Here is a 22,714-nt window from a genome sequence, read left to right as displayed (position 1 = left end):
GCGCGGCACCGCGTGGCTCCGCCGCTGCCACAGGGCTTGATCGATTTCAAGTGGCTCGCTAGGGTTGGGCGCCTTTGTTCGGAGGCTGTTCACTCGCTCTCAAGGGATGTTCCCGTGCGCCGCTACCGGTTCGGGAGAATCGCCGCGCTCGTCGCCGCCGTCTACGTGGGCGCGGTCGTCGTGTCCGGCGTGCTCGCGCTGGCCTGACGGGCGCCGCCATGGAAACGGCCGCCACCGTCTTCTACGGGCTCGGCCAGTGGTCCGTCGCGCAGTACGTCGCTCCGTACCAGCTCGGCAACGTCGTCTATCTACTGTGGCTGGTGCCGATCCTGACCGGGCAGGCCGGGGACGGGCGCTGGACGCCGGGAACCGTCCGGATGGGCATCGCCGCGGCGGGGCTGTCGCTGCTGTCGTCCGGCGGGCATTCCATCATCTCGTTCGGCGGCTGGGGCGTCGACTACGACCTGGTGCTCCTGATGGTCCTGGGCAGCCTCGGCGTCCTCGGGACAGCGTGGCAGGCCCGCTCCGCCCACGAGCTGGGCGGCTCGCCGCCCGTGCCGTCCCCGCCGTCGCCGGCCCGGGTCGCCCCGGCGCGACCGTGGCCGCTCGCCGCCGTGGCCGTGGCGCTCCCGCTGATCCCCGCGGCCGTCAACCTGGCCGGCGGGATGCCCGTGTGGACCGGCCCGAGGGGCCTGGTCGACGACCTCTTCCATGGGTACGTGAGCTACCCGGCGACCGTGCTCTGGGGCGTCGTGGACCTGCTCGTCGGAGTCGGCGCCCCGGCCGCGCTGATCCTGGCCGCGGTCGTACGCAGGACCCGGCGGCTGCTGCGCGTGACGATGTCAGCCCTGGTCATCGCCGCGGCGGCGGGCGTCGTGAGCGCGCTCACCGCCGAGCGCGAGGCGGACTGGCGGCTCATCCCCGAGATGGCCGAGCAGCGGCTGGCCCTGTACCCGGCCGGGTTGTTCGACCGGAACGAGAACGGCGAGATCCTCTTCGGCCTCTCGCCGCTGTGGTACAGCGCCGCCCTGGCCGCCTCCGCCCTCGTCCTGCTCCTTCTGTACGGCGCCCCGCCCGCCGCCCGCCTGCGGCACCACGTTCTCTCGGCGGCGCTGGCCACCGCCGTCGCCCTGTGCCTCCTGCCGGCGGCCGACCAGTCACGCGGCCCGGTCACCACGGCCGAGGACTGTTCGCCCCCCGAGCCCTGGGAGACGAACGGCGAGCCGGTGGCACCCGAGCCGATCACCGGCCCGCGCGCCTTCATCTGCGCGGTACGCCGGCAGCAGGCGCTCACGTTCGCCGCCACCACCCCCGACCAGGTGCTGCTCGGCCACGGCCGCCGCCTGTGCGGCGCCTACACCCGCGACGACCCGCGCGAGCTGGCCCGCCTGCGGGAGGTGGAAGGGGTGAGCGCCGGCGACCTGAGCGGGGTGCTCTCCGGGATCTGCCCGGCCGCGAGGCGAAGGTCGACGCGGCGGCGGCGGCCCAGGAACGCGAGTTCGAGGAGTTCGACGCCGAGGAGCGTCGCAAGTGTGACGCCACCCCACGCCACCGCCCCCTCATCCGGCCCGCCAGGGCGATCCGCGTCAAGGAGCCCGAGTGGCGCGGCACCGAGCTGCCCGACCTGTCGCTCAACGGCCGCAAGGGGCACTACCGCATCCGCGTGCACCTGGCCTGGTTCCCCTGGAAGGGCGACGAGTACGGCACCCAGCGGCTGCTGATCATGGCCTACCCGGGACCGGGAGACAAGGCGGTCGTCCACCGCGGGCCCGTCAAGGACGGCTGACCACGGTCAGCCCTTGACGGCGCCGGAGGTCAGCCCCGAGACGATGTACCTCTGCAGCCACAGGAAGGCCCCCACGGTCGGGATCGCGGTGAGCAGCGTCGCCGCGGCGAACATGCCGAAGTTGGCGTTGCGCTGGTCGCCGGCGATCATCCCGTACATGCCGACCGCCAACGTCTTGCTGCCGGGGTCGCGCAGGAAGACGCTGGCCATGATGAACTCACTCATCGTGCCGATGAACGCCAGCATGGCGGTGACCGCGAGGATCGGCGTCACGAGCGGCATGATGACCCGCCAGAAGATCTGCGCGTGCGTGGCCCCGTCGACGGTGGCGGCCTCGTCGAGCTCCCTCGGCACGGTGTCGAGGAAGCCCTTCATCAGCCAGGTGTTCACGCCGAGCGCGCCGCCGAGGTAGAGCAGAATGAGCCCCCACGCGGTGTCGAACCCGAACGCCGGGTAGAGCTCTGTCACCTCGGTGAAGATGATGAAGATGGTCACGATGGCCAGGAACTGCGGGAACATCTGGATGAGCAGCAACGCCAGCAGCCCGACGCGGCGGCCGCGGAAGCGCATCCGGCTGAAGGCGTACGCGGCGGACATCGACAGCAGCAGACCGGCGAACGACGCGGTCAGCGCGATGAACACCGAGTTGAGGAACCACCGGCCGAACGGGTGGACGTCGGAGCCGAACAGGTCGGCGAAGTTGGCCAGGCTCGCCCCGTTCGGCAGCAGGTCGGTGGAGGCGAGGGTGCCCAGCGGGTTGATCGCGGCCGACACCACGAACACGATGGGGAACAGCGCGAACGCGCACACGACCAGCACGAACACGTGCCTCAGCGCGAGTCTCATGCGTAGACCTCCTCCTGCCTGCGGGTCCGGCGGAAGGTCACCACCGAGATGAGCGCGACGATCGCGAAGATGAACACCGAGATGGCGGCGGCGAAGCCGAACTGCGCCCCGCCGGTGCCGAACGCCAGCCGGAACGTGTAGGTGATCAGCAGGTCGGTGGCTCCCACCTGCGGGTTCTCGGCCGGGAACGGGCCGCCCTCGCTGGTGAGCTGGATCGCGTTGAAGTTGTTGAAGTTGAACGCGAACGACGAGATGAGCAGCGGCGTGAGCGCCACCAGCAGCAGCGGCAGCGTCACCTTGCGGAAGGCGTGCCACGGCGAGGCCCCGTCGATCGAGGCCGCCTCGGTCAGCTCGCGCGGGATGGCCTGCAACGCGCCCGTCGTCACCAGGAACATGTACGGGAAGCCCAGCCAGAGGTTGACCAGGATGACCGCGAACCTCGCGGTGACCGGCTCCCCCATCCAGTCGATGGTCAGCCCCAGCGACTGGTTGACCAGCCCGAAGTCGCGGTTGAACAGGTCACGCCAGACCAGCAGCATGGCGAAGGAGGGCATCGCGTACGGCAGGATCAGCGCGATCCGGTAGAAGCGCGTGCCGCGCATGCGGGGGTGGTGCAGCGCCAGCGCCACCCCCATGCCGAGCCCGAACGTCGTCACCACCGAGGCCAGCGCGAACACCACGTTCCACCCGAACACCCCCGCGAAGTAACCGGAGATCGTGGGGTTGGTCAGCACCCGGGCGAAGTTGTCGAAACCGACGCCGACCTGCCAGCCCTGCGCCAGGTGCTCCCCACGGGCGTTGACGAAGTAGCCCCGCGCCTCGTCGGCCGTCCACGTGTCGCCGTCGCCTCGGACGCAGTCGCAGGCGGGGTCGTAGTCGAGCGCCGCCCGGCCCTCGACGGCGCGGCTGAGGCCGTTGGCCTTGATCAGCCCGCCGGCGGTGGGCACCGCCAGCGCCGCGATCTCCGCGCCGCGGGCGGCCGCCTGCGGCGCGGTCAGCACGGTGAGGCCGGGCGCGGCCAGCACCTTGCCGGTCACGCCGAGCCGGGCGCCCTCCAGCGGGGCCAGCCCTTCGCCGGATCCCGTCTGGACCCGCCTGGTCTCCGGGTCGACGAGCAGGAACACCAGCTCGTCGCCGCGCAGGGCCGCGGTCAGTGTGTACTCGGGCGAGCCGGGCGCCTGCCGGACCGAGCCGGTCTCGATCGCGGTGACGGCCGACTGCTTGTCGCCGCGGTGGCCGTCGCCGAAGTTCGTGAACGCGGTGCTCACCGTGTAGAGGATGGGGAACAGCTGGAACGCGATCAGCAGGACGGTGCCGGGGATGAGGTACTTCGCCGGGATGAGGCGCCGGGTCAGGTAGAGGCAGACGATGGCCGCGGTGACCGCGACCAGCACCGCCAGCGCGATCCAGGCCCGCGCCGCGACCAGCGGCGGCACCGCGTACACCAGGATCGCGGCGGTCACGGCGAGCACCGCGATCCTGGTCACCACGTAGGCGGTGGTGATCTCCCGGCGCGGCCGCGGCGCCCGGCGGGGCTTGGCGGCCTCGGGGACGTCCGAGGTCATGGCGTCAGTTCTTGAGGGAGCCGTCGATGGTCTTCTGCGCGGCCTCGGCCGCCTTGGCGGCGTCGCCGCCCTTGACGACCGCCGCCTCGGCGATGCCGAACGGCTCCCAGACCGCCTGCATCTCGGGGATGGCGGGCATCGGGAAACCGTCCTTGCCGGCGTCCATGAACTTGCCGGCGTCGGCGTCGGCCGCCTGCACCTCCTGCAGGGCGGCGGTGAGCGCCGGCGGGCGCGGGTCGGCGTCGTACAGGGCCTTGGCCACGTCCTTGTTGGTCACGTAGTTGGCGACGAACTCCTGGGCCAGGGTCTTGTTCCTGCCCTTGGCGGCGACGAAGAACGACTGGACGCCGACGAACGGCGTGGCCGGCTTGCCGTCCTTGAACGACGGGACGGGCGTGATGTCGTAGCTGATGCCCGCCTTCTTCACGTCGCCCATGGCCCACGGGCCGGAGACGAGGAAGGCGCATCTGCCGCCGGCGAAGGTGGCGACGTAGTTCTCGTTGGTGATGGAGGTCTTGAGCGCGCCGTCGCCCTTCTCGCCGAGCTCCTTCAGCCTGCCGAACGCCTTGACGGACTCGGCCGAGCCGAGCAGCACCTTCTTGGGGTCGGGGTCGCCGGCGGGGGTGGTGCCGAACAGCGAGCCGCCGCCCGCGGCGAAGATCGGGTAGACGTGGAAGGCGTCGCCCTTCTGCGCGACGGGCAGGCAGAGGATCTCCTTGACCTTGCCGGCTTCCTTGAGCTCCTTGCCCTTGGCGACCATGTCCTCCAGGGTGGCCGGGGCGTCGGGCGCGAGCTCGGTGTTGCGGATCAGCGCGATGTTCTCGACCGCGTACGGCGCCGCGTAGACCTGCCCGTCGAACGTGACGGCCTTCAGGGCGATCTCGGGGAAGGCGGCCTTCTGCTGCTCGGTCAGGTTGACCGGGTCGATGGCGCCGTTCTGCACCAGGTTGCCGATCCAGTCGTGCGCGCCGACCATGACGTCGGGGCCGCTGCCCTGCTGGGAGGCGGTGAGGAAGGTCTGCTGGTTGTCCTTGCTGATCTCCTTGACCTCGACGGTCACGCCGTTCTCGGCGCCGAACTGGTCGGCGAAGGGCTTGAGCGCCTTGACCCGGTTGGGGTCGGCCCAGATCACGAGCTGACCGCCGCCCTTGTCGGCGGGGGCGGCGGTGGGGGCGGTGGCCGATCCGGTGGGGGCCGCCGAGGGGGCGGGGGATCCGCCGCCGCAGGCCGTGACGGCTAAGGTCAGCGTCGCGAGTGCGGCCGTGCCCAGAGTTCGGTTGCGCATGAGACCTCCTGAGGTCGGGAGGAGCGACGACACCTCATACGCCGCCGCCGGAAAGGTCGTCATTTGCCGCTTTCGCGGCTCACATTTCCGGGACGTTACCGGGACTTTGCAAAAGTTGGAAGAACTTGCAATAGAGCGTTACCGGATCCACATCTCGTGCGTGTCGCGCCTTCTCCGAGCAGGCGTCTGACCTGCCAGAAGGAGAATCATGCAACTTTCCGCAACTTGCACTTGACCTCTCGCAAGGAATCGCGCCATCCTGCACCAGACATCACGGACATCCGGGGGAAGGATCATCATGCTGGCCGACGACGACTGGTGGCGCGACGCCGTTGTATACCAGGTGTACCCCCGGAGCTTCGCCGACGCCAACGGCGACGGCATCGGCGATCTCCAGGGCGTCCGCCACCGCCTCGGCTATCTGAGCGAGCTCGGCGTCGACGCCATCTGGCTGAGCCCCTTCTACACCTCGCCGATGGCCGACGCCGGCTATGACGTGGCCGACCACCGCGACGTCGATCCGATGTTCGGCACGCTCGACGACTTCGACGAGCTGGTCCGTGACGCGCACGCGCGGGGCATCCGGGTGATCGTGGACCTGGTGCCCAACCACTCCTCCGACCGGCACCCCTGGTTCCAGGCGGGGCTGCGCGACCGTTACATCTTCCGCGACCGGCCGAACGACTGGGAGTCGATCTTCGGCGGGCCGGCCTGGACCCAGGTCGAGGACGGGCAGTGGTACCTGCACCTGTTCGCGCCCGAGCAGCCCGATCTCAACTGGGAGCACCCGGAGGTGCGCGCCGAGTTCCGCGACGTGCTGCGGTTCTGGCTGGACCGCGGCGTCGACGGCTTCCGGGTGGACGTGGCGCACGGCATGGTCAAGGCCGAGGGCCTGCCGGACGTCGGCCCCAAGGAGGGGCCCCAGGCCGAGATGCTCGGCGACGAGCGCGTGCCGTACTTCGACCAGGACGGCGTGCACGACATCTACCGTGAGTGGCGGCCGATCCTCGACTCCTACCCCGGCGGGCGGATGGCGGTCGCCGAGGCCTGGGTGTCGTCGCCCGAGCGACTGGCCCGCTACGTCGGCCCGGACCAGCTGCACCAGGCGTTCAACTTCGAGTTCATGCTGGCCGACTACCACGCCAAGGCGTTCCGGACGGTCATCGAGAAGGCGCTGGCCGAGGCGGAGCTGGTGGGCTCGCCCACCACCTGGGTGCTGTCCAACCACGACAAGCCGCGGCACGTCACCCGCCACGGCGGGCTCGGCCGGGCCAGGGCGGCCACGCTGCTGATGCTCGCGCTGCCCGGCTCCGCCTACGTCTACAACGGCGAGGAGCTCGGCCTGCCCGAGGTGCTCGACCTCCCGGACGAGCTGCGCCAGGACCCGGCCTTCCGGCGCAGCGGCGAGAGCCGCGACGGCTGCCGGGTGCCGATCCCGTGGACCGGCGAGCCCGGCTTCGGCTGGCGGGACCCCTGGCTGCCGATCCCCGCCTCGTGGGGCCCGCTGTCGGCTGAGGCGCAGCACGGCGACCCCGGCTCCACGCTGAGTCTCTACCGGGCCGCGCTGCGCATCCGCAAGGAGCATCCGGCGCTCGGCGGCGGCACGCTGACCTGGCTCGACTCCCCCAGGGACGTGCTCGCGTTCGAGCGGGACCCGGGCCTGGCCGTGGTGCTCAACACCGGCGAGCGGCCGGTCGAGCTGGCCGCGCTCGGGCTGCGCGGCGAGGTGCTGCTGTCGAGCGGCCCCCAGGCGGGCGACGGGACGATCGCTCCCGACAGCACGCTCTGGCTGCGCCGCTGACAAAAATCGCCGGTACGGCCGCCGCTCCACGACGGCGCGGTGGCCGTGCTGACGACGCGCGATTCATCGTCCGTTTGCGAATAGTGATCGATGAAAGGCGGAAAATACTCCCTCATGTCAGGGATCATGGATACATGACGGAGCAAGCCCCGCAGGGTGTCGACCCCCACATCCCGAACGCGGCACGTATGTATGACTTCTTCCTCGGCGGCAAGGACAACTTCAAGGCCGACCGGGATCTGGCCGAGCTGGTGCTGAGCGTGATGCCGGAGATCCGCGAGGGCACCAAGCAGAACCGCGCGCTGATCGGCCGGGTGGTCCAGTACCTGTGCGAGCAGGGCATCACCCAGTTCCTCGACCTGGGCTCCGGGCTCCCCGCCCAGGAGAACGTGCACGAGGTGGCCCACCGGTTCAACCCGGACGCCCGCGTGGTCTATGTCGACAACGACCCGGTGGTGGCCGCGCACGGCAGGGCGCTGCTGGCCGACCCGTCCCGGGTGGCCATGGTGGAGGCTGATGTCCGGCGGCCGGCCGAGGTGCTGGCGCAGCCCGAGATCAAGGCGTTGCTGGACTTCGACCAGCCGGTGGCCGTGCTGATGATGTTCCTGCTGCACCTGGTGCCCGACGAGGACGACCCTCAGGGGTTCGTGGCCGCCTACCGCGACGTGCTGGCCCCCGGCAGCTACCTTGCGGTTACGCACGTGGCCGGCGACGCGGCTCCGGTGGTGACCCAGCGGATCAGCGAGTTCTACCGGCAGGCCAACACGCCGTTCTGCCCGCGCTCCTACGAGGAGGTCGCGTCCTTCTTCGGCGACTTCGAGCTGATCCCCCCGGGCCTGGCCACCGGCCTCGGCCCGGAGGTGGTGTGGCCGTTCGCCGACCCGGACGTCGAGGCGACGATGTTCCTCGACGAGGACTTCGCCCGCCTGGGCCTGGCCGGCATCGGCCGCAAGCCCTAGCCCGCCCGCCTCGAGCGGCACGGAACGTCACGTGAAGAATGAGAGTATGAACTCGCTCTTGCTCAACACGGACGGCGTCCAGATCCCGCAGATCGGGTTCGGCGTCTGGCGGGTGCCCGACGACGAGGCCGAGCGGTCGGTGGAGACCGCGCTCGAGGTCGGCTACCGCCACATCGACACGGCGACGCTCTACCAGAACGAAGCGGGCGTGGGCCGGGCCGTGCGCGCCTCGGGCATCCCGCGCGCCAAGCTGTTCGTCACCACCAAGCTGTGGAACACCGACCACGAGCGTCCGGAGGAGGCGTTCGAGGAGAGCCTGGCCCGCCTCGGGCTCGACTACGTCGACCTCTATCTCATCCACTGGCCGACGCCGGCCCGCGACACCTACCTGCGGGCCTGGCGGGGGCTGGAGAAGATCTACCGCGACGGCCGGGCCAAGGCCATCGGCGTCTCCAACTTCACCGTGGAGACGCTCACCAGACTGCTGGACGAGGCCGACATCGCGCCGTCGATCAACCAGATCGAGCTCCACCCCTACCTGCAGCAGCGCGAGCTGCGGGCGTTCCACGAGGCCAACGGCATCCTCACCGAGGCATGGAGCCCGCTCGGGCAGGGACGGGGGCTGCTGGAGGACCGCGCGCTGCGGGTGCTGTCGGACAAGCACAACCGCACCCCGGCGCAGATCGTGCTCCGCTGGCACATCCAGCTGGGCAACGTGGCGATCCCCAAGTCGGTCACGCCGTCGCGGATCAAGGAGAATTTCGGCGTCTTCGACTTCGTCCTCGACCAGGAGGACATCGCGGCTATCGGGGCGATGAACATCGGGAAACGGCTCGGACCCGACCCGGATCAGTTCAACAGGGGGTAAAGATTACGATCCCTCCTTATGAGGGATCTTTCATGGGGAATCGCGGCGACCGGCGGCATCGCCAGGACCGTAGGGGCGGTCATCGCGGCGGAGCCGGGGATGCGGGTGGCGGCCGTCGGCTCGCGCGACCTCGGCCGGGCACGCGCGCTGGCCGCGGCACTGGGCGCCGAGTCGGCCCACGGCTCGTACGCCGCGCTGTGCGCCGATCCCGCCGTGGACGCCGTCTACGTGGCGACGCCGCACGCCCAGCACCTGGAGGTGGCCGAGGCCGCGATCGCCGCGGGCAAGGCGGTGCTGTGCGAGAAGCCCCTGGCCGCCTCGCTCGCCGACGCCGAGCGGATGGTGCGGCTGGCCCGCGAGGCCGGCGTCTTCCTGATGGAGGCCATGTGGATGCGGTTCAACCCGCTAATCCAGCGGCTGGCGGCCGATCCGCGCTTCGGTGACCTGCGCTCCGTGCACGCCAGCTTCGGATTCGCTTCGCCGTATGACCCGCTGCATCGGCTCTGGGCTCCGGAACTCGGCGGCGGGGCACTGCTCGACCTCGGGATCTACCCGTTCGGGCTGGCTCAGCTGCTCCTGGGGACACCGCCGGAGCTGCGGATGACGGGGTCGCTGGCGCCGTCGGGCGTGGACGCGGAGGCGGCGGGCGTGCTCCTCTACCCGGGCGGCAGGCGGGCGCTGGTGGAGGTCTCGTTACTGGGTGCCCTGCCCAACAGCGCGTACGTGGTCGGCACCGGGATGCGGGCCGACATCGAGGCGCCGTTCTGGGCGCCGCGACGGATGACCCTGAGCGGGCCGTCGATCGAATCGGAGACGTACGAGCTCGCTCCCGAGGACAACGGATACGCCGGCGAGGTGCGCGAGGTGCGCGACGCGCTGGCCGCCGGGCGGACCGAGAGCGCGATCATGCCCCTTGACGAGAGCCTCGCCATGATGGGGCTGCTCGCGGCGGCTCGCCGACAACTTTCCTGACCAGGGCAGTTACCCACCTTGTCATCCCCTTGCCCGCTGTATTACCTTATGGGGCATTCGCGGCATACGTCCGTTTTATCGGTTCGTTGCCGTTCCATCGACAAGAACATCGCAGGATCTACCTGCGACCGCTGAATCCGCCTCTCGCGGAACCGGGGACCCAGGTCTCATTGGGGTGAATCGGCACATCGTGCCGTAGGGCAGCTTCCACGTCCGAACCCGTCAGCTAACTCGGTAAGCGGTATGGAAGCGAGGAGTCCCCCACCGATGGCCGTCAGTCGTCTTTCCCATACCCTCAGGCGCCACGCCGCCCGCGCCGCCCTGGGCGTCACCCTCACCGCCACCGCGGCCTTCGGCGTCGTCGCCCCCGCCTCCGCCGACACCCCCCAGCACGCGGGCGCCGGCGCGGAGACCCCGGCCAAGGCCGACGTGGTCAGCGTGACGGCGGATCAGGTGCTCGCCCTGGCCAGGTCCCAGATCGGCATCTCGGAGAACGCCTACGGGGGAGGCACCAAGTTCCAGAAGTGGTACGCCGACTCGCAGCGCGCCGCCGAGACGATCGCCCGTGACGGCGGCAACCGGGCCGCCTACCTCAACGCCGCCTGGTGCGCGATGTTCGTCTCCTGGGTCGGCGAGAACGCCGGCGCCCGGTCCCAGATCGGCTGGGACGCCTACACCGTGACGCACGCCCAGTGGTTCGCCGACCAGGGCCGCTGGGGCACCACCCCTGAGCCCGGCGCCGTCGTCTTCTTCGCCTGGAGCGGCAGCAAGAGCATCGGCTCGATCAACCACGTCGGCTTCGTCGTCAAGGACAACGGCAACGGCACGCTGACCACCATCGAGGGCAACACCGGCAACGGCAAGGTCGAGGAGCGGGTCCGGCCCAAGTGGCAGGTCGTCGGCTACGGCTACCCGTCGTACGCGGCCTGACCCTCCTTTCCGCCTCCCCCTTCCGGCGAGCGCGCCCCACTCCCCCTCGGGCGCGCGCTCGCCGCTTCTCCGGAACAATCCTGGCGAGACGTGTCGATTCGCGGGCACGGAGTTCGACGCGTTGGTGAGCGCGGGGTCCGGCCGGGGCCCCGGCAACGGACGAAGGAGGTCGGCGTCGTGAAGTTCATGATCGTTGGCAGGGGCAACGAGGAGACCGAGGCCGGCGTCATGCCCAGCCAGGAGCTGGTGGACGCGATGACCGAGTACAACGAGTCGCTGGTCAAGGCCGGGGTCCTGCTGGCCGCCGAGGGGCTCTACCCCAGCTCGCACGGTGCCCGCATCGCCTACAGCGGGGGCAGGGCGACCGTGCTCGACGGGCCGTTCACCGAGGCGAAGGAGCTCATCGCCGGCTTCTGGCTGATCCAGGTCAAGTCGCGCGAGGAGGCCCTTGAATGGGCGATGCGGGTCCCCGTCCCGGGCGGGCACGAGGGCGTTGGCCTGCACGTGTGGCAGGTGTTCGACCCGACCGACCTGCCGCCGGAGTCGATGTCGCCCGAGACCGCCGAGCGCGAGCGCGCCCTGCGCGGGTCCCTGGAGGGCCACGAAGGCGCTTGATCCCGTCGCCCCGCCACGCCTGGCCGGTGGCGGGCCCGCGGGCCGTCTCGAGATCGCGGCCCGGCACGAGATTCCGGGCCGGCACGAGATTCCGGGCCGGACGGACGCGTCGCGGGCGCGGTTGCGGGCGGGCCCGGGGGCTGGTCTCATGGGCCGGTGACGGCTTCCGAGACCCATCAGGCGATCGAGGCGGTGTGGCGGATCGAGGCGGCCCGCCTCATCGCCGGGCTGGCCCGGATGATGCACGGCGACCTCGGCCTGGCCGAGGAGCTCGCGCAGGACGCGCTGGTCGCGGCGCTGGAGCAGTGGCCGGAGTCGGGCGTGCCGCGCAACCCGGGCGCCTGGCTCATGGCGGTGTCCAAGCGGCGCGCCGTCGACCTGCTGCGCCGCCAGGAGCGCTACGAGCGCAAGCTGGTCGAGCTCGGCCGCGACCTCGACGGCGAGGACGAGCTCCCCGATGTCGAGGAGATCGAGGACGACCTGCTCCGGCTGGTGTTCACCGCCTGCCATCCGGTGCTGTCGACCGAGGCACGGGTGGCGATGACGCTGCGGGTGCTCGGCGGGCTGACGACCGACGAGATCGCCCGGGCCTTCCTGGTGCCCGAGCCCACCGTGGCGCAGCGGATCGTGCGGGCCAAACGAACGCTGGCCGACCGGAAGGTCCCGTTCGAGGTGCCGCAGGGCGATGAGCTCGCGGGGCGGCTGGCCTCGGTGCTGGAGGTGATCTATCTCGTCTTCAACGAGGGCTACTCGGCCACCGCCGGCGGCGACTGGATGCGGCCCGCGCTGTGCGACGACGCGCTGCGGCTCGGCCGGGTGCTGGCCGGGCTGATGCCCCGGCAGGCCGAGGTGCACGGGCTGGTCGCGCTGATGGAGATCCAGGCGTCGCGGGCGCGGGCGCGCGTCGGGCCGTCCGGCGAGCCGATCCTGCTGATGGACCAGAACCGCGGGCTCTGGGACCGCCTGCTCATCGGCCGCGGGCTGGCCGCCCTCGACCGGGCCGAGGAGCTCGCCGGCCCGCGCGGCCCGTACACACTGCAGGCGGCCATCGCGGCCTGCCACGCCCGGGCGCTCACCCCCGAGGACACCGACTGGGAGCGCATCACCGCGCTGTACGACGAGCTGGCGCCGCTCGCGCGCTCGCCCGTCGTGGAGCTGAACCGGGCGGTCGCGCTCGCCATGGCCTACGGCCCGGCGGCCGGGCTGGACCTGGTCGACCAGATCGCCGGCGAGCCGTCGCTCAAGGGCTACCACCTGCTGCCGAGTGTGCGCGGCGACCTGCTGGCCCGGCTGGGGCGCTTGGCCGAGGCGAGAGCGGAGTTCGAGCGGGCGGCCTCGCTGACGCGCAACGAGCGCGAGCGCAGGCTGCTGCTCGACCGGGCCGGCGCCTGCTCCTAGGCAGTTGTCCGGGTTGGGCACAAACGGTGCCCATGGGATGGGAGCGCTCCCAGCAACCTTTTTGAGATGTTTCGCAGCTAGAGTCCGTTTTTATGGTGTCAAAACGCCTCATCGGTAACGGTTCCGTTTCGGGACGTTGACGCCCGGACGCCGTACAGGCACTCTTTGTGGGAGCGCTCCCAAAGATTTTCCCACCCGCGGTCGCAAGCCGCGACGCACCTCCCACAGCCACACCCAAGAGGGGTACGGAATGACGAACCACAAGCGTTTTGTAGTAGCCGGTGTCGCGCTCACCGCTCTGGCAGTCACCGCCGCGTGCGGCGGCGGCAGCTCCACTCCGGCCGCGTCACAGAGCAGCGCCGCGGCCGCCGAGCCGGTCACGATCAACGTGCACACCTTCGGCGGCGGCGAGAACTTCGGCTATGACGAAGCGGTCAAGAAGTGGAACGCCGAGCACCCGAACATCCAGATCAAGTACCAGAACCTGACCGACCGCTTCGAGGACGTCTACTTGCCGCAGCTCCTCCAGCGCCTCCAGGCGGGGGCAGGCGCGGGTGACGTGGTCGGCATCGACGAGGGCGCGATGGGCCTCATGGCCGCCCGCCCGCAGTTCTTCACCGACCTCGGCGAGTACGGCCTGCAGAGCCGCAAGGCCGACTTCCCCGCGGCCAAGTGGGAGTCGGGCGTCAACGCCGACGGCAAGCTGTTCGCGCTGGGCACCGACATCGGCGGCATGACCATGTGCTACCGCAAGGACCTGTTCAAGAAGGCCGGCCTGCCGACCGAGCGTGAGGAGGTCGGCAAGCTGTGGCCGGACTGGAACGCCTATCTGGAGGCGGGCAAGAAGTTCTCGGCCGCGGACACGGGCGCGAAGTGGATGGACGGGCCCAACACCATCTACAACGTGATCCTGTCGCAGGAGGCGCCGAAGAACGGCAACGTGTCCTACTTCGACAAGAGCAACAAACTGGTCATCGAGAGCAACCCGGCTGTCAAGACCGCCTTCGACTGGGTGCAGAAGTTCAGCCAGGAAGGCCTGACGGCCAAGCTGCAGGCGTTCAGCCCGCCGTGGAACAAGGCCATCAAGGGCGGCGACTTCGCCACCATGGGCTGCCCGTCGTGGATGCTCGGCGTGATCTCCGGCGCGGCCGGTGAGGCGAACAAGGGCAACTGGGACGTCGCTGCCGTGCCCGGCGGCTCGGGCAACTGGGGCGGCTCCTGGCTGGCGGTGCCCAAGCAGACCAAGCACCCGAAGGAAGCCGCCGAGGTGCTCAACTACCTGACGGGCAAGGAGGGCCACGTCGCGGCCTTCAAGGAGGCGGGCGCGTTCCCGAGCTCCATCCCGGCCCAGCAGGACCCTGAGGTCTCCGGCCTCAAGAACGAGTACTTCAACGACGTGCCGACCGGCGAGATCTTCTCGGCCTCGGTGAAGGACCTGCTCCCGGTGTTCCTCGGCGAGAAGCACGCCCAGGTCAAGACCTCCGTGGAGAAGGTGCTCGAGGGCATGGACCAGGGTGCGATCGGCTACGACGAGGCGTGGTCGAAGTTCACCGCTGCGGGCGTCAAGGCCGCCGGCTGACGGTCCGCCGTCTCAGGACGGGCGGCGGCTCGCGCGACGCGCCGCCGCCCGCCTCCCGATCCGGCCCGAAAGGCTTCCATGACTCTCCAGCTCGCGCCGCCGCGGCCAGCGCACGGCAAGCCGACGGCACCCAGGCGGCGAATGACCCGCTTCGACATCAAGGGCATGCCCTATCTCCTGGTGTCGCCCTACTTCCTGCTTTTCGCCATCTTCGGGGTCTTCCCCCTGATCTACACGTTCTGGCTCTCGCTGCACGACGCGGAGCTCGCCGGGCAGCGAACCTTCACCGGCTTCGGCAACTACGCCAAGCTGATCACGGACGCCGAGTTCTGGAACGCGGTGTTCAACACGATCGGCATGTTCGTGCTGGCCACCGTGCCCCAGCTGATCCTCGCCCTGCTGCTGGCCAACGCGCTGAACAAGCGCCTGAGGGGCAGGCTGCTGCTGCGCCTGGGCGTGCTGCTGCCGATGATCACTTCGGTCGTCGCCGTGGCGGTCATCTTCAGCCAGCTCTACAGCCGCGACTACGGCCTGTTCAACTGGATCCTCGGCCTGGTGGGCATCGAGCCGATCGCCTGGCAGAACGAGAAGTGGTCCTCCTGGATCGCCATCGCCACGATGGTCGACTGGCGCTGGACCGGCTATAACTCGATCATCCTGCTGGCCGCCATGCAGACGATCCCCAAGGATCTCTACGAGGCCGCGGCCATCGACGGCGCGTCCGCGCGACGGCAGTTCTGGCAGATCACGCTGCCGATGCTGCGGCCGACCATCGTGTTCGTCGTCTTCATCTCGACCATCGGCGGCCTGACGCTGTTCACCGAGCCGGTCATGTTCGAGGGCGAGCAGATGATGACCGGCGGCACCACCGGCCAGTACCAGACCGTGGCGATGTTCATCGTCGAGGCGGCCTTCCGCGGCGGCTTCGAGATCGGCTACGCCTCGGCCGCCGCCTGGCTGCTGTTCGTGCTGATCCTCATCGGCACGATGATCAACTACTGGTTCACACGCCGCATCGGGGGTGCGCGATGACGACCACCGGGCAACCGGCCAACCGGCTGTGGGACGCGGGGCTTCTCACCAAGGTCGTGCTGGCCTTCGCGTTGCTGCTGTCGGCCTTTCCGATCTACTACATGTTCATCATGGCGACGCGGACGAACGACGACGCGCTCGACGTGCCGCCGCCGTTCCTGCCGGCCGGCCATCTGGGCGAGAACGTCCGGCGGCTGCTCTCCACCGAGGACGCCTACTTCATCACCGGCCTGGTCAACTCCGCGATCGTGGCCACGACGGTGACCGTGTCGGTGGTGCTCATCTCGACGCTGGCCGGCTTCGCCTTCGCCAAGCTGCGCTTCCGCGGCTCGAAGATCCTGCTCGGGCTGATCCTGGTCACCATGATGGTGCCGCTGCAGCAGATGGGCATCGTCCCGTTGTACGAGCTCATGGTGACGCTCGGCTGGACCGGACAGTTGCAGGCGGTGATCCTGCCGTTCCTGGTCAACGGGTTCGGCGTGTTCATGATGACGCAGTACGCCTCCCAGGCGGTCCCCGACGAACTGGTCGAGGCGGCCAGGGTCGACGGGGCGTCCACGCTGAGCATCTATCGCAAGGTCATCCTGCCCGCGCTCCGGCCGGGCATGGCGGTGCTCGCGCTGCTCGTGTTCATGCAGACGTGGAACGAGTTCATGTGGCCGCTCATCGTGCTGCTGCCGGACAACCCGGTGGTGCAGACGTCCATCGCGGCGCTCAACCAGGCGCACGGCACCGACTACGTGATGCTGTTCACCGGCACCGCCGCCTCCGTCCTCCCCCTCTTCGTGGTTTTCGTGCTGTTCGGCCGGCAGATCGTCGGCGGACTTATGGAAGGTGCGGTCAAAGCGTGACGACTCAAGAGGAGCAGACACGCTCCCAGCTCCGGTTCCCTGCCGGATTCGCGTGGGGCGCGGCCACCTCGGCGTACCAGATCGAGGGCGCGGTGGAGGCCGACGGCCGCGGCACCTCGATCTGGGACACGTTCACCAGGACGCCCGGCCGGGTGGTCGGCGGCGAGCACGCGGACGTGGCCATCGACCACTACCACCGGTTCCGCGAGGACGTCGGGATCATGGCGGAGCTGGGCCTGAGCGCCTATCGGTTCTCGGTGTCGTGGCCGCGGATCCAGCCCGACGGGTCCGGGAAGGCCAACGCCAAGGGGCTCGACTTCTACAAGCGGCTCACCGACGAGCTGCGCGGCCACGGCATCGACCCGTGGCTGACCCTCTACCACTGGGACCTGCCCCAGGCGCTGGAGGACGCGGGCGGCTGGCCGAACCGCGACACCGCGCTGCGGTTCGCCGACTACGCCTCGACCGTGCACGAGGCGCTGAAGGACCACGTGCACACCTTCAGCACGGTGAACGAGCCGTGGTGCGCGGCGTTCCTCGGCTACGCCTCGGGCGAGCACGCGCCGGGCCGTCGTGAGCCGGAGAGCGCTGTCCGGGCCGCCCACCACCTCAACCTGGCGCACGGGCTGGCCGTACAGGCCATGGGCGCGGCGCGGGTGGGCGGCTGCGTCAACCTCTACGCGGTCACCCCGGCGACCTCCAGCGAGGAGGACCTGGACGCGGCCCGGCGCATCGACGGGCTGCAGAACCGGTTCTTCCTCGACGCGCTGCTGACCGGGAGCTACCCGCGCGACGTGCTCGACGACCTCGGCATGGACCTGGACTTCATCGCCGACGGCGACCTGAAGACCATCAACGCGCCGATCGACCTGCTGCTGGTCAACTACTACAGCCGCTTCACCGTGTCGGGCGCGCCCGGCGGCAAGGCGTCGGCGGCGGCGGCGCCCACCGAGACGGCCTCGCCGTGGGTGGGCAGCGAGCACGTGTCGTTCGTCAACGGCGGCCGCCCGGTCACCGCGATGGGCTGGGAGATCGACCAGGACGGGCTGCTGGAGGTGCTGACCAGGGTGGCGCGGGACTACCCGCGGCTGCCGCTGGTCGTGTCGGAGAACGGCGCCGCCTTCGACGACGTGCTGGAGCAGGGCCGGGTGCACGACGCCGGGCGCCGCGACTACTTCGACGCGCATCTGCGCGCCTGCCGGGAGGCGATCGAGGCGGGCGTGCCTCTGGAGGGTTACTTCGCCTGGTCGCTGATGGACAATTTCGAGTGGGCCTGGGGGTACGGCAAGCGGTTCGGCCTGGTGCATGTCGACTTCGAGACCCAGCGCCGGGTGCTGAAAGACAGCGCTCTCTGGTACGCCGAGATCATCCGGCAGAATAGGCGACATGAACCGACCGACTCTTGAGGCAGTCGCGGCTCGGGCCGGGGTCGGCCGGGGCACGGTGTCGAGAGTCATCAATGGCTCGCCCAACGTCAGCGCCAAGGCGCGCGAGGCCGTCCACCAGGCGATCCAGGAGCTGGGCTACGTGCCCAACCGGGCGGCCAGGGCGCTGGTCACCCGGCGCACCGACACGGTGGCGCTGGTGGTGTCGGAGTCAGAGCTGCGGGTGTTCGACGAGCCCTACTTCGCGGGCACGATCCGCGGCATCGGCTCGGCGCTGTCCGAGACGGGGTTGCAGCTCATCCTGGCGATGGCGCAGTCGCCCGAGGAGCACGAGCGGCTGGAGCACTACCTGACGGGGCAGCACGTCGACGGCGTGCTGCTCCTGTCGCTGCACGGCGCCGACCCGCTGCCGGGCCGGCTGGAGGCGATGGGCGTGCCGACCGTGCTGGGCGGCCGCCCGGTCGGCCTCGACCCCTACAGCTACGTCGACATGGACAACCGGGCCGGCGCCCGGCAGGCGGTCAAACACCTGCTGGGCCTCGGCCGCTCGGCCATCGCCACCATCGCCGGTCCGCAGGACATGGGCGTGGGCGTCGACCGCCTGGCGGGCTACCGCGACGCGCTGCTCAGCTCCGACATGCCGGAGCTGGTGGCCTATGGCGACTTCTCCGAGGAGAGCGGCGCGTCGGCGATGCGGGAGCTGCTCGACCGGCACCCGCGGCTCGACGCGGTGTTCACCGCCTCCGACCTGATGGCGGTGGGCGCGATGCGGGTGCTGAAGGCCGCCGGCCGGTCCGTCCCCGGCGACGTGGCGGTGGTCGGGTTCGAGGACTCCAAGGCCGCCCTGCACACCGATCCGCCACTGACCACCGTGCACCAGCCGACCGAGGCCATGGGCCGGCAGATGGCGCAGTTGCTGGTGGCCCGCATCAACGGCGAGGAGCTGCGCCAGCCGGTGGTCATCCTCGACACCTATCTGGTCCGCCGCGAGTCCGCCTGAGCGTCTGGCCCGAGGCCGATCAGCCTGAGCGTCTGGCCCGCGGCGAGTCGGCCTGCGCGGCGCCGCGGGCGATGCTCGCGCGGGACGGCGGTCCGTGGAGGGCTGGCCGTCAGTGGCGCGTGCGATCACAATCAGGTTCCGTGGACAGCAGGACGAAACGCCGCCTCTCCCCCGGTCAGCTCGACGCCCTGGCCCGCCGCGCCGTGGGCGCCGGGGTCAGCGCCTCGGCCGAGCTGACCGACGGCTACGCCAACGCGGTCTGGCGGCTCTCCCTCGACGACGGCCGCGACGTGGTGCTCAAGCTGTCGCCGCCGCCGGAGCTGGAGCAGCTCAGTTACGAGCGCAACCTGCTGCGCATGGAGGCGGCGGCCTGCGAGCTGGCCGCGGCGGCGGGCGTGCCGGTGGCGACGCTGCTGACTGCCGGGTTCGACGATCCGGTGCTGGGCGGCGACTATCTGCTGTTCACCACGCTGGACGGCGTCTCGTGGAACGGCGCGTCGCCGGAGGGCGAGCAGGAGCTGCGCCGCGAGCTGGGCCGGCTGCTCGCCCGGTTCAACGCGGTGACCGGCAATGTCTTCGGCTATCCGCACGCGGGCATCACCGGCGCCACCTGGCGCGAGGCGTACCTGGCCATGATGGGCGCGTTACTCGGCGACACGGAGCGCTACCCGACGCCGCTGCCGCTGCCGGTCGGCGAGATCGCCGCGCTCCTCACGGCCGCCTCACCGGCGCTGGACGAGGTCACCACACCGCATCTGGTGCACTTCGACATCTGGGCGGGCAACGTCTTCCTCGACCTCACGGGGACGCCCCGGATCCAGGCCATCATCGACCACGAGCGGGCCTTCTGGGGCGACCCGCTGGCTGAGTTCGTCACGCCGACCATCTTCGGCGAGCTGCGCGAGGACGACCCGCTGCTGGCCGGCTACCGCGAGGTGACCCCGCTGGAGCTCACCCCGGCCGCGCTGACCAGGCTCGACCTCTACCGGGCCTACCTCTACCTGATCCTGCTGATCGAGAACGGGCCACGGCAGTATCCGGAGGCAGAGTACGCCCGGGTCCGCGATCTCACCACGGCCTCACTGACCAAGGTCTTCGACCGCCTCCTATCTCACTCTCCCGGGCCCCGCCGATCGCGTGCGGTGCTGCCCGGACGTTCGCCTCGCCAACTGGATTGACGATCGTGTTGCCGGAGCGTGGCGTCCTATAACCGGTCAACGCCGGGAAGTGGAAGTGCCGGCCGGGTGGGCGTCGGAGGCGGCCGTAGTACTGCTGGAGCCGGCCGGACAACATAACCGGCGGTGAGGGAAGGGCCGCTGCTTCGTCGATGCGTTTGTCCGTGATGGAGGGGCCCGGTGAGTGCCGGTCAGGCTAGTCCCGCCGCTTCGGGATCGCCAATAACACCCAACACGGCAAAATCACCACGCCCGTGCGATGAGACCTCCTCGGCGGCCATGACCGGCGGCCGGACTCGTCTGCGGAAGAGATGCAGGTCAAATCGGTCGGCAACATCGGAGAGAGCTTCGGCATCGCCTCCACGATCGCCCGCGCCCTCCAGCAGGCGCGGGCGCTCGATCGGTTATGACGTCATCGGGCGAGGATCGCCTCGTACGCCTTGCCCTTGGGGCCGTGGCCCAGGTCGGCGCACTGGCCGGCGCCGGCGCCGCTGAGCTTGTTCGGCACGTCGAGGTCGGCGGGGGCGGGCGTGTTGGCGGTGCAGACGATCGCGCCCTTGACGGTGCTGCCGGACAGGATGGGCGCCTCGTTGCGGGTGAGCGCCGCCGCGCCGCGGATGTCGGCGCCCACGATCTGCAGCGACGTGGTGCGGTCGGCGGTGAGCGCGCCGTCCATCCTGGCGCCCAGCAGGTGCACGGACGCGGCCTGGCCGGCGGTGAGCGTGCCGGACAGGTGCCCGCCGGTGACCACCAGCGACGCGCCCTTCTTCACCTTGACCGGTCCGGTGACGCGCGCGTCGTCCAGGCAGGTGACGCCGTCGGTGACGGTCAGCGCGCCGCGGTGCGTGCCGGTGACCGTCCGGGTGCAGGCGGGCGGCGGCGCGATCGTGGTGACGGTGAAGTCCTTGGCCGTGCCGTAGTTGCCCGACGCGTCGATCGAGCGGTACTCGATGGTGTGCCTGCCGCGCGGCAGCCTGCCGTAGACGAGGTGGTCGATCGTGGTGCCCGCCTCGCTGAACGTCCAGGGCAGCTCCGAGGACGTCGGCCAGCCGAAGTAGTTGAACCAGCCGTCGCCGTTCACCCTCGACTCCGACACCACGTACCCGTCTTTGTCGTCGGTGCCGGTGAGCCGCATGCTGAACGGGCCGTTGTAGACGTAGGTGTCGCCGGAGCGGACCAGCGGCTTCGAGAGCTCGTAGGCGGTGGCCGGCGGGGCGGCGTCGATCGTCCAGGTGAGCGTCTGCTCGCCGAGGCTCGCGGTCAGCGTGTGGCTGCCGGACGCCAGGTCCAGCGTCTTCAGGTCGAGGTCGCCGCCTTTGCCGCCGACGCTCCTGCCGTCCAGCTTCCAGGCGATCTCGGGCACGCCGGCCGCCGGGTGCGTGGTCTCCACGTAGACGACCTCGTCGCGGCCGACGGGCCGCTCGGTGGGCCTGGAGGAGACGAACGCGGGCGCGACGCCGTCGGGCGGTGTGGTGATCGTGGTGTCCACCGTCCAGGTGCGGGTCCGGGTCATGGCCGCGCGGATGGCGGGATCCCGGACGAACTCCGTGGGGTCGCTGACCGTGGCCGTGACCGTGTGCGTGCCGGGCGTGAGTTCGAGCGCGCGCAGGTCGAGGGTGTCGCGGTCGCCGGACACCGCCTTGCCGTCCACGGTCCAGGTGGTGAGCAGGCCGTGGCTGACGGGGCGCATCGGCTCCACCCACAGCACCCGGTCCGCGCCGACGGGGGCGCCGGAGGGGGTCGCGTCCTGGATCAGCATGGTCTTGGCGGTGATCTTCTGGACCATGATCTCCCGGCTGACCTGGTCGTAGTAGTAGCCGAGGGACTTCATGATCGAGTGCGCGCTCGGCCGCCACACGCCGGCGGTGTAGTAGAGGCCGCCTTCGTGACGGCCGATCGCGCCGCCCGACTCGCTGGGCTCACCCAGCCAGCGCCACCACTTGCGCTGCTGCTCGCGCATCGCCTGCTCGGTGAGGAGCGTGTGGTGCGCCGACGACGGCTCCGAGCCGGAGTAGTCCCCGCCGGGGACGCCTCGCTGGTAGTAGTCGTACTCGTCCTGCAGGCCGCCCAGGGAGTGGCCGATCTCGTGCGGGCTGATCAGGGCCGACATGGCGTTGCTGCCGGAGGCGGTCGCGTACGTGCCGCCCGCGCCGCCGTAGGTGGCGCTGTTGCCGAGGGCGAGGATCTGCCGGTTACCGGTGACGGTTCCGGCGACCAGGTTGGCGTACCTGATGGCCGCGCTGTTGTCCATGGTGATCAACCGCTGCACGCTGCCGGGGTTGCAGCGGCCCCAGAAGCCCATGCTGAGCGGGGTGGTCTTCCTGGGCGAGGTGAGATCGGGGTCGCAGCTGATGCCGGAGTCGCCGGAGACGATGTCGATCCGGTAGACGTTCAGGTAGTTGCGGTAGGACTTGTAGGGCTCGATGGACCACATCACGTTGAGATGGCGGTCCACGTCCTGGCGGAACTTGTCCTGTTCCGCCGCCGTGTAACCGTCGCCCATGATGATCAGGTTGAACCTCTTGTCGGGCGCGCCGGTGACCTGCAAGGGCGCCACCGTGGCCTCTCCGGGCTCGACGGCCGCCTGGGCCGGTGGCGCATAGAAGAACGCCGCGGCTAATACCAGAACCGCTAATTTCCGCATGTCATGCACTATCGGACTGATAT

Annotated in this window: 18 protein-coding genes and 1 riboswitch; of the genes, 14 read left to right on the top strand and 4 right to left on the bottom strand. The window is 70.3% G+C overall.

Annotated features, from left to right (window positions below):
• The first annotated feature begins 218 nt into the window (after positions 1–218).
• On the top strand, positions 219–1,721 hold the full coding sequence (locus AC5L3X_RS25660) for a hypothetical protein (protein WP_494860198.1): 1,503 nt from the start codon (positions 219–221) through the stop codon (positions 1,719–1,721).
• 71 nt (positions 1,722–1,792) lie between these two features.
• On the opposite strand, the gene AC5L3X_RS25655 is transcribed toward AC5L3X_RS25660, so the two are convergent.
• From AC5L3X_RS25655 to AC5L3X_RS25645, 3 genes are read right to left on the bottom strand one after another with little or no spacing between them, the layout of a single operon-like run.
• The gene (locus AC5L3X_RS25655) at positions 1,793–2,632 is read right to left on the bottom strand and encodes a sugar ABC transporter permease (RefSeq protein ID WP_189125414.1); all 840 of its coding nucleotides are present in this window, start codon (positions 2,630–2,632) and stop codon (positions 1,793–1,795) included.
• The gene (locus tag AC5L3X_RS25650; protein ID WP_494860196.1) at positions 2,629–4,197 is read right to left on the bottom strand and encodes an ABC transporter permease subunit; all 1,569 of its coding nucleotides are present in this window, start codon (positions 4,195–4,197) and stop codon (positions 2,629–2,631) included. The genes AC5L3X_RS25655 and AC5L3X_RS25650 overlap by 4 nt, the downstream gene beginning before the upstream one ends.
• A 4-nt stretch (positions 4,198–4,201) precedes the next feature.
• Positions 4,202–5,482, bottom strand: a complete 1,281-nt coding sequence (locus AC5L3X_RS25645; RefSeq protein ID WP_494860194.1) for a sugar ABC transporter substrate-binding protein — start codon at positions 5,480–5,482, stop codon at positions 4,202–4,204.
• 298 nt (positions 5,483–5,780) lie between these two features.
• Here AC5L3X_RS25645 and AC5L3X_RS25640 point away from each other — a divergent pair, with 298 nt between their 5' ends.
• The 13 genes from AC5L3X_RS25640 to AC5L3X_RS25580 all read left to right on the top strand — a co-directional run bounded on the left by AC5L3X_RS25640 (position 5,781) and on the right by AC5L3X_RS25580 (position 20,050).
• Positions 5,781–7,283: a glycoside hydrolase family 13 protein gene (locus AC5L3X_RS25640; protein WP_494860192.1), complete on the top strand. Its 1,503-nt coding sequence runs from the start codon at positions 5,781–5,783 to the stop codon at positions 7,281–7,283.
• A gap of 134 nt (positions 7,284–7,417) precedes the next feature.
• Positions 7,418–8,242 carry an SAM-dependent methyltransferase gene (locus AC5L3X_RS25635; protein WP_494860190.1) on the top strand — a complete coding sequence of 275 codons (825 nt, stop codon included), beginning with the start codon at positions 7,418–7,420 and terminating at the stop codon, positions 8,240–8,242.
• A gap of 46 nt (positions 8,243–8,288) precedes the next feature.
• Positions 8,289–9,110 carry an aldo/keto reductase gene (locus AC5L3X_RS25630; protein WP_494860188.1) on the top strand — a complete coding sequence of 274 codons (822 nt, stop codon included), beginning with the start codon at positions 8,289–8,291 and terminating at the stop codon, positions 9,108–9,110.
• An 18-nt stretch (positions 9,111–9,128) separates the two neighbouring features.
• Complete coding sequence (locus AC5L3X_RS25625; protein ID WP_494860186.1) at positions 9,129–10,082, top strand: Gfo/Idh/MocA family protein; 954 nt, start codon at positions 9,129–9,131, stop codon at positions 10,080–10,082.
• 119 nt (positions 10,083–10,201) lie between these two features.
• Positions 10,202–10,338, top strand: a riboswitch (cyclic di-AMP (ydaO/yuaA leader).
• A gap of 11 nt (positions 10,339–10,349) precedes the next feature.
• A complete protein-coding gene (locus tag AC5L3X_RS25620) occupies positions 10,350–11,012 on the top strand; it encodes a CHAP domain-containing protein (protein ID WP_494860184.1) in 663 nt (220 codons plus the stop codon).
• A 186-nt stretch (positions 11,013–11,198) separates the two neighbouring features.
• A complete protein-coding gene (locus AC5L3X_RS25615) occupies positions 11,199–11,627 on the top strand; it encodes a YciI family protein (RefSeq protein WP_494860231.1) in 429 nt (142 codons plus the stop codon).
• A gap of 156 nt (positions 11,628–11,783) precedes the next feature.
• Positions 11,784–13,025 (top strand): RNA polymerase sigma factor, encoded by a 1,242-nt coding sequence (locus AC5L3X_RS25610; protein ID WP_494860182.1) that lies wholly within the window; start codon positions 11,784–11,786, stop codon positions 13,023–13,025.
• 250 nt (positions 13,026–13,275) lie between these two features.
• Positions 13,276–14,604, top strand: a complete 1,329-nt coding sequence (locus AC5L3X_RS25605) for an ABC transporter substrate-binding protein (protein ID WP_494860180.1) — start codon at positions 13,276–13,278, stop codon at positions 14,602–14,604.
• A 78-nt stretch (positions 14,605–14,682) separates the two neighbouring features.
• Positions 14,683–15,636: a carbohydrate ABC transporter permease gene (locus AC5L3X_RS25600; protein WP_494860178.1), complete on the top strand. Its 954-nt coding sequence runs from the start codon at positions 14,683–14,685 to the stop codon at positions 15,634–15,636.
• Positions 15,633–16,487: a carbohydrate ABC transporter permease gene (locus AC5L3X_RS25595; RefSeq protein WP_494860176.1), complete on the top strand. Its 855-nt coding sequence runs from the start codon at positions 15,633–15,635 to the stop codon at positions 16,485–16,487. The genes AC5L3X_RS25600 and AC5L3X_RS25595 overlap by 4 nt, the downstream gene beginning before the upstream one ends.
• Complete coding sequence (locus AC5L3X_RS25590) at positions 16,484–17,893, top strand: GH1 family beta-glucosidase (protein WP_494860174.1); 1,410 nt, start codon at positions 16,484–16,486, stop codon at positions 17,891–17,893. Before AC5L3X_RS25595 ends, AC5L3X_RS25590 begins: the two co-directional genes overlap by 4 nt.
• On the top strand, positions 17,874–18,872 hold the full coding sequence (locus tag AC5L3X_RS25585) for a LacI family DNA-binding transcriptional regulator (protein ID WP_189125400.1): 999 nt from the start codon (positions 17,874–17,876) through the stop codon (positions 18,870–18,872). The genes AC5L3X_RS25590 and AC5L3X_RS25585 overlap by 20 nt, the downstream gene beginning before the upstream one ends.
• Before the next feature lie 140 nt (positions 18,873–19,012).
• Complete coding sequence (locus AC5L3X_RS25580) at positions 19,013–20,050, top strand: phosphotransferase family protein (protein ID WP_494860172.1); 1,038 nt, start codon at positions 19,013–19,015, stop codon at positions 20,048–20,050.
• 409 nt (positions 20,051–20,459) lie between these two features.
• On the opposite strand, the gene AC5L3X_RS25575 is transcribed toward AC5L3X_RS25580, so the two are convergent.
• Positions 20,460–22,691, bottom strand: coding sequence for a M64 family metallopeptidase (locus AC5L3X_RS25575; RefSeq protein WP_494860170.1), 2,232 nt, complete (start codon positions 22,689–22,691; stop codon positions 20,460–20,462).
• Between the last annotated feature and the right edge of the window lie 23 nt (positions 22,692–22,714).

The sequence above is a fragment of the Nonomuraea sp. CX421 genome, from assembly GCF_059358955.1.
Note: the sequence above shows the minus strand (reverse complement) of the source record. Positions and strands in the feature narration are given on the sequence as shown.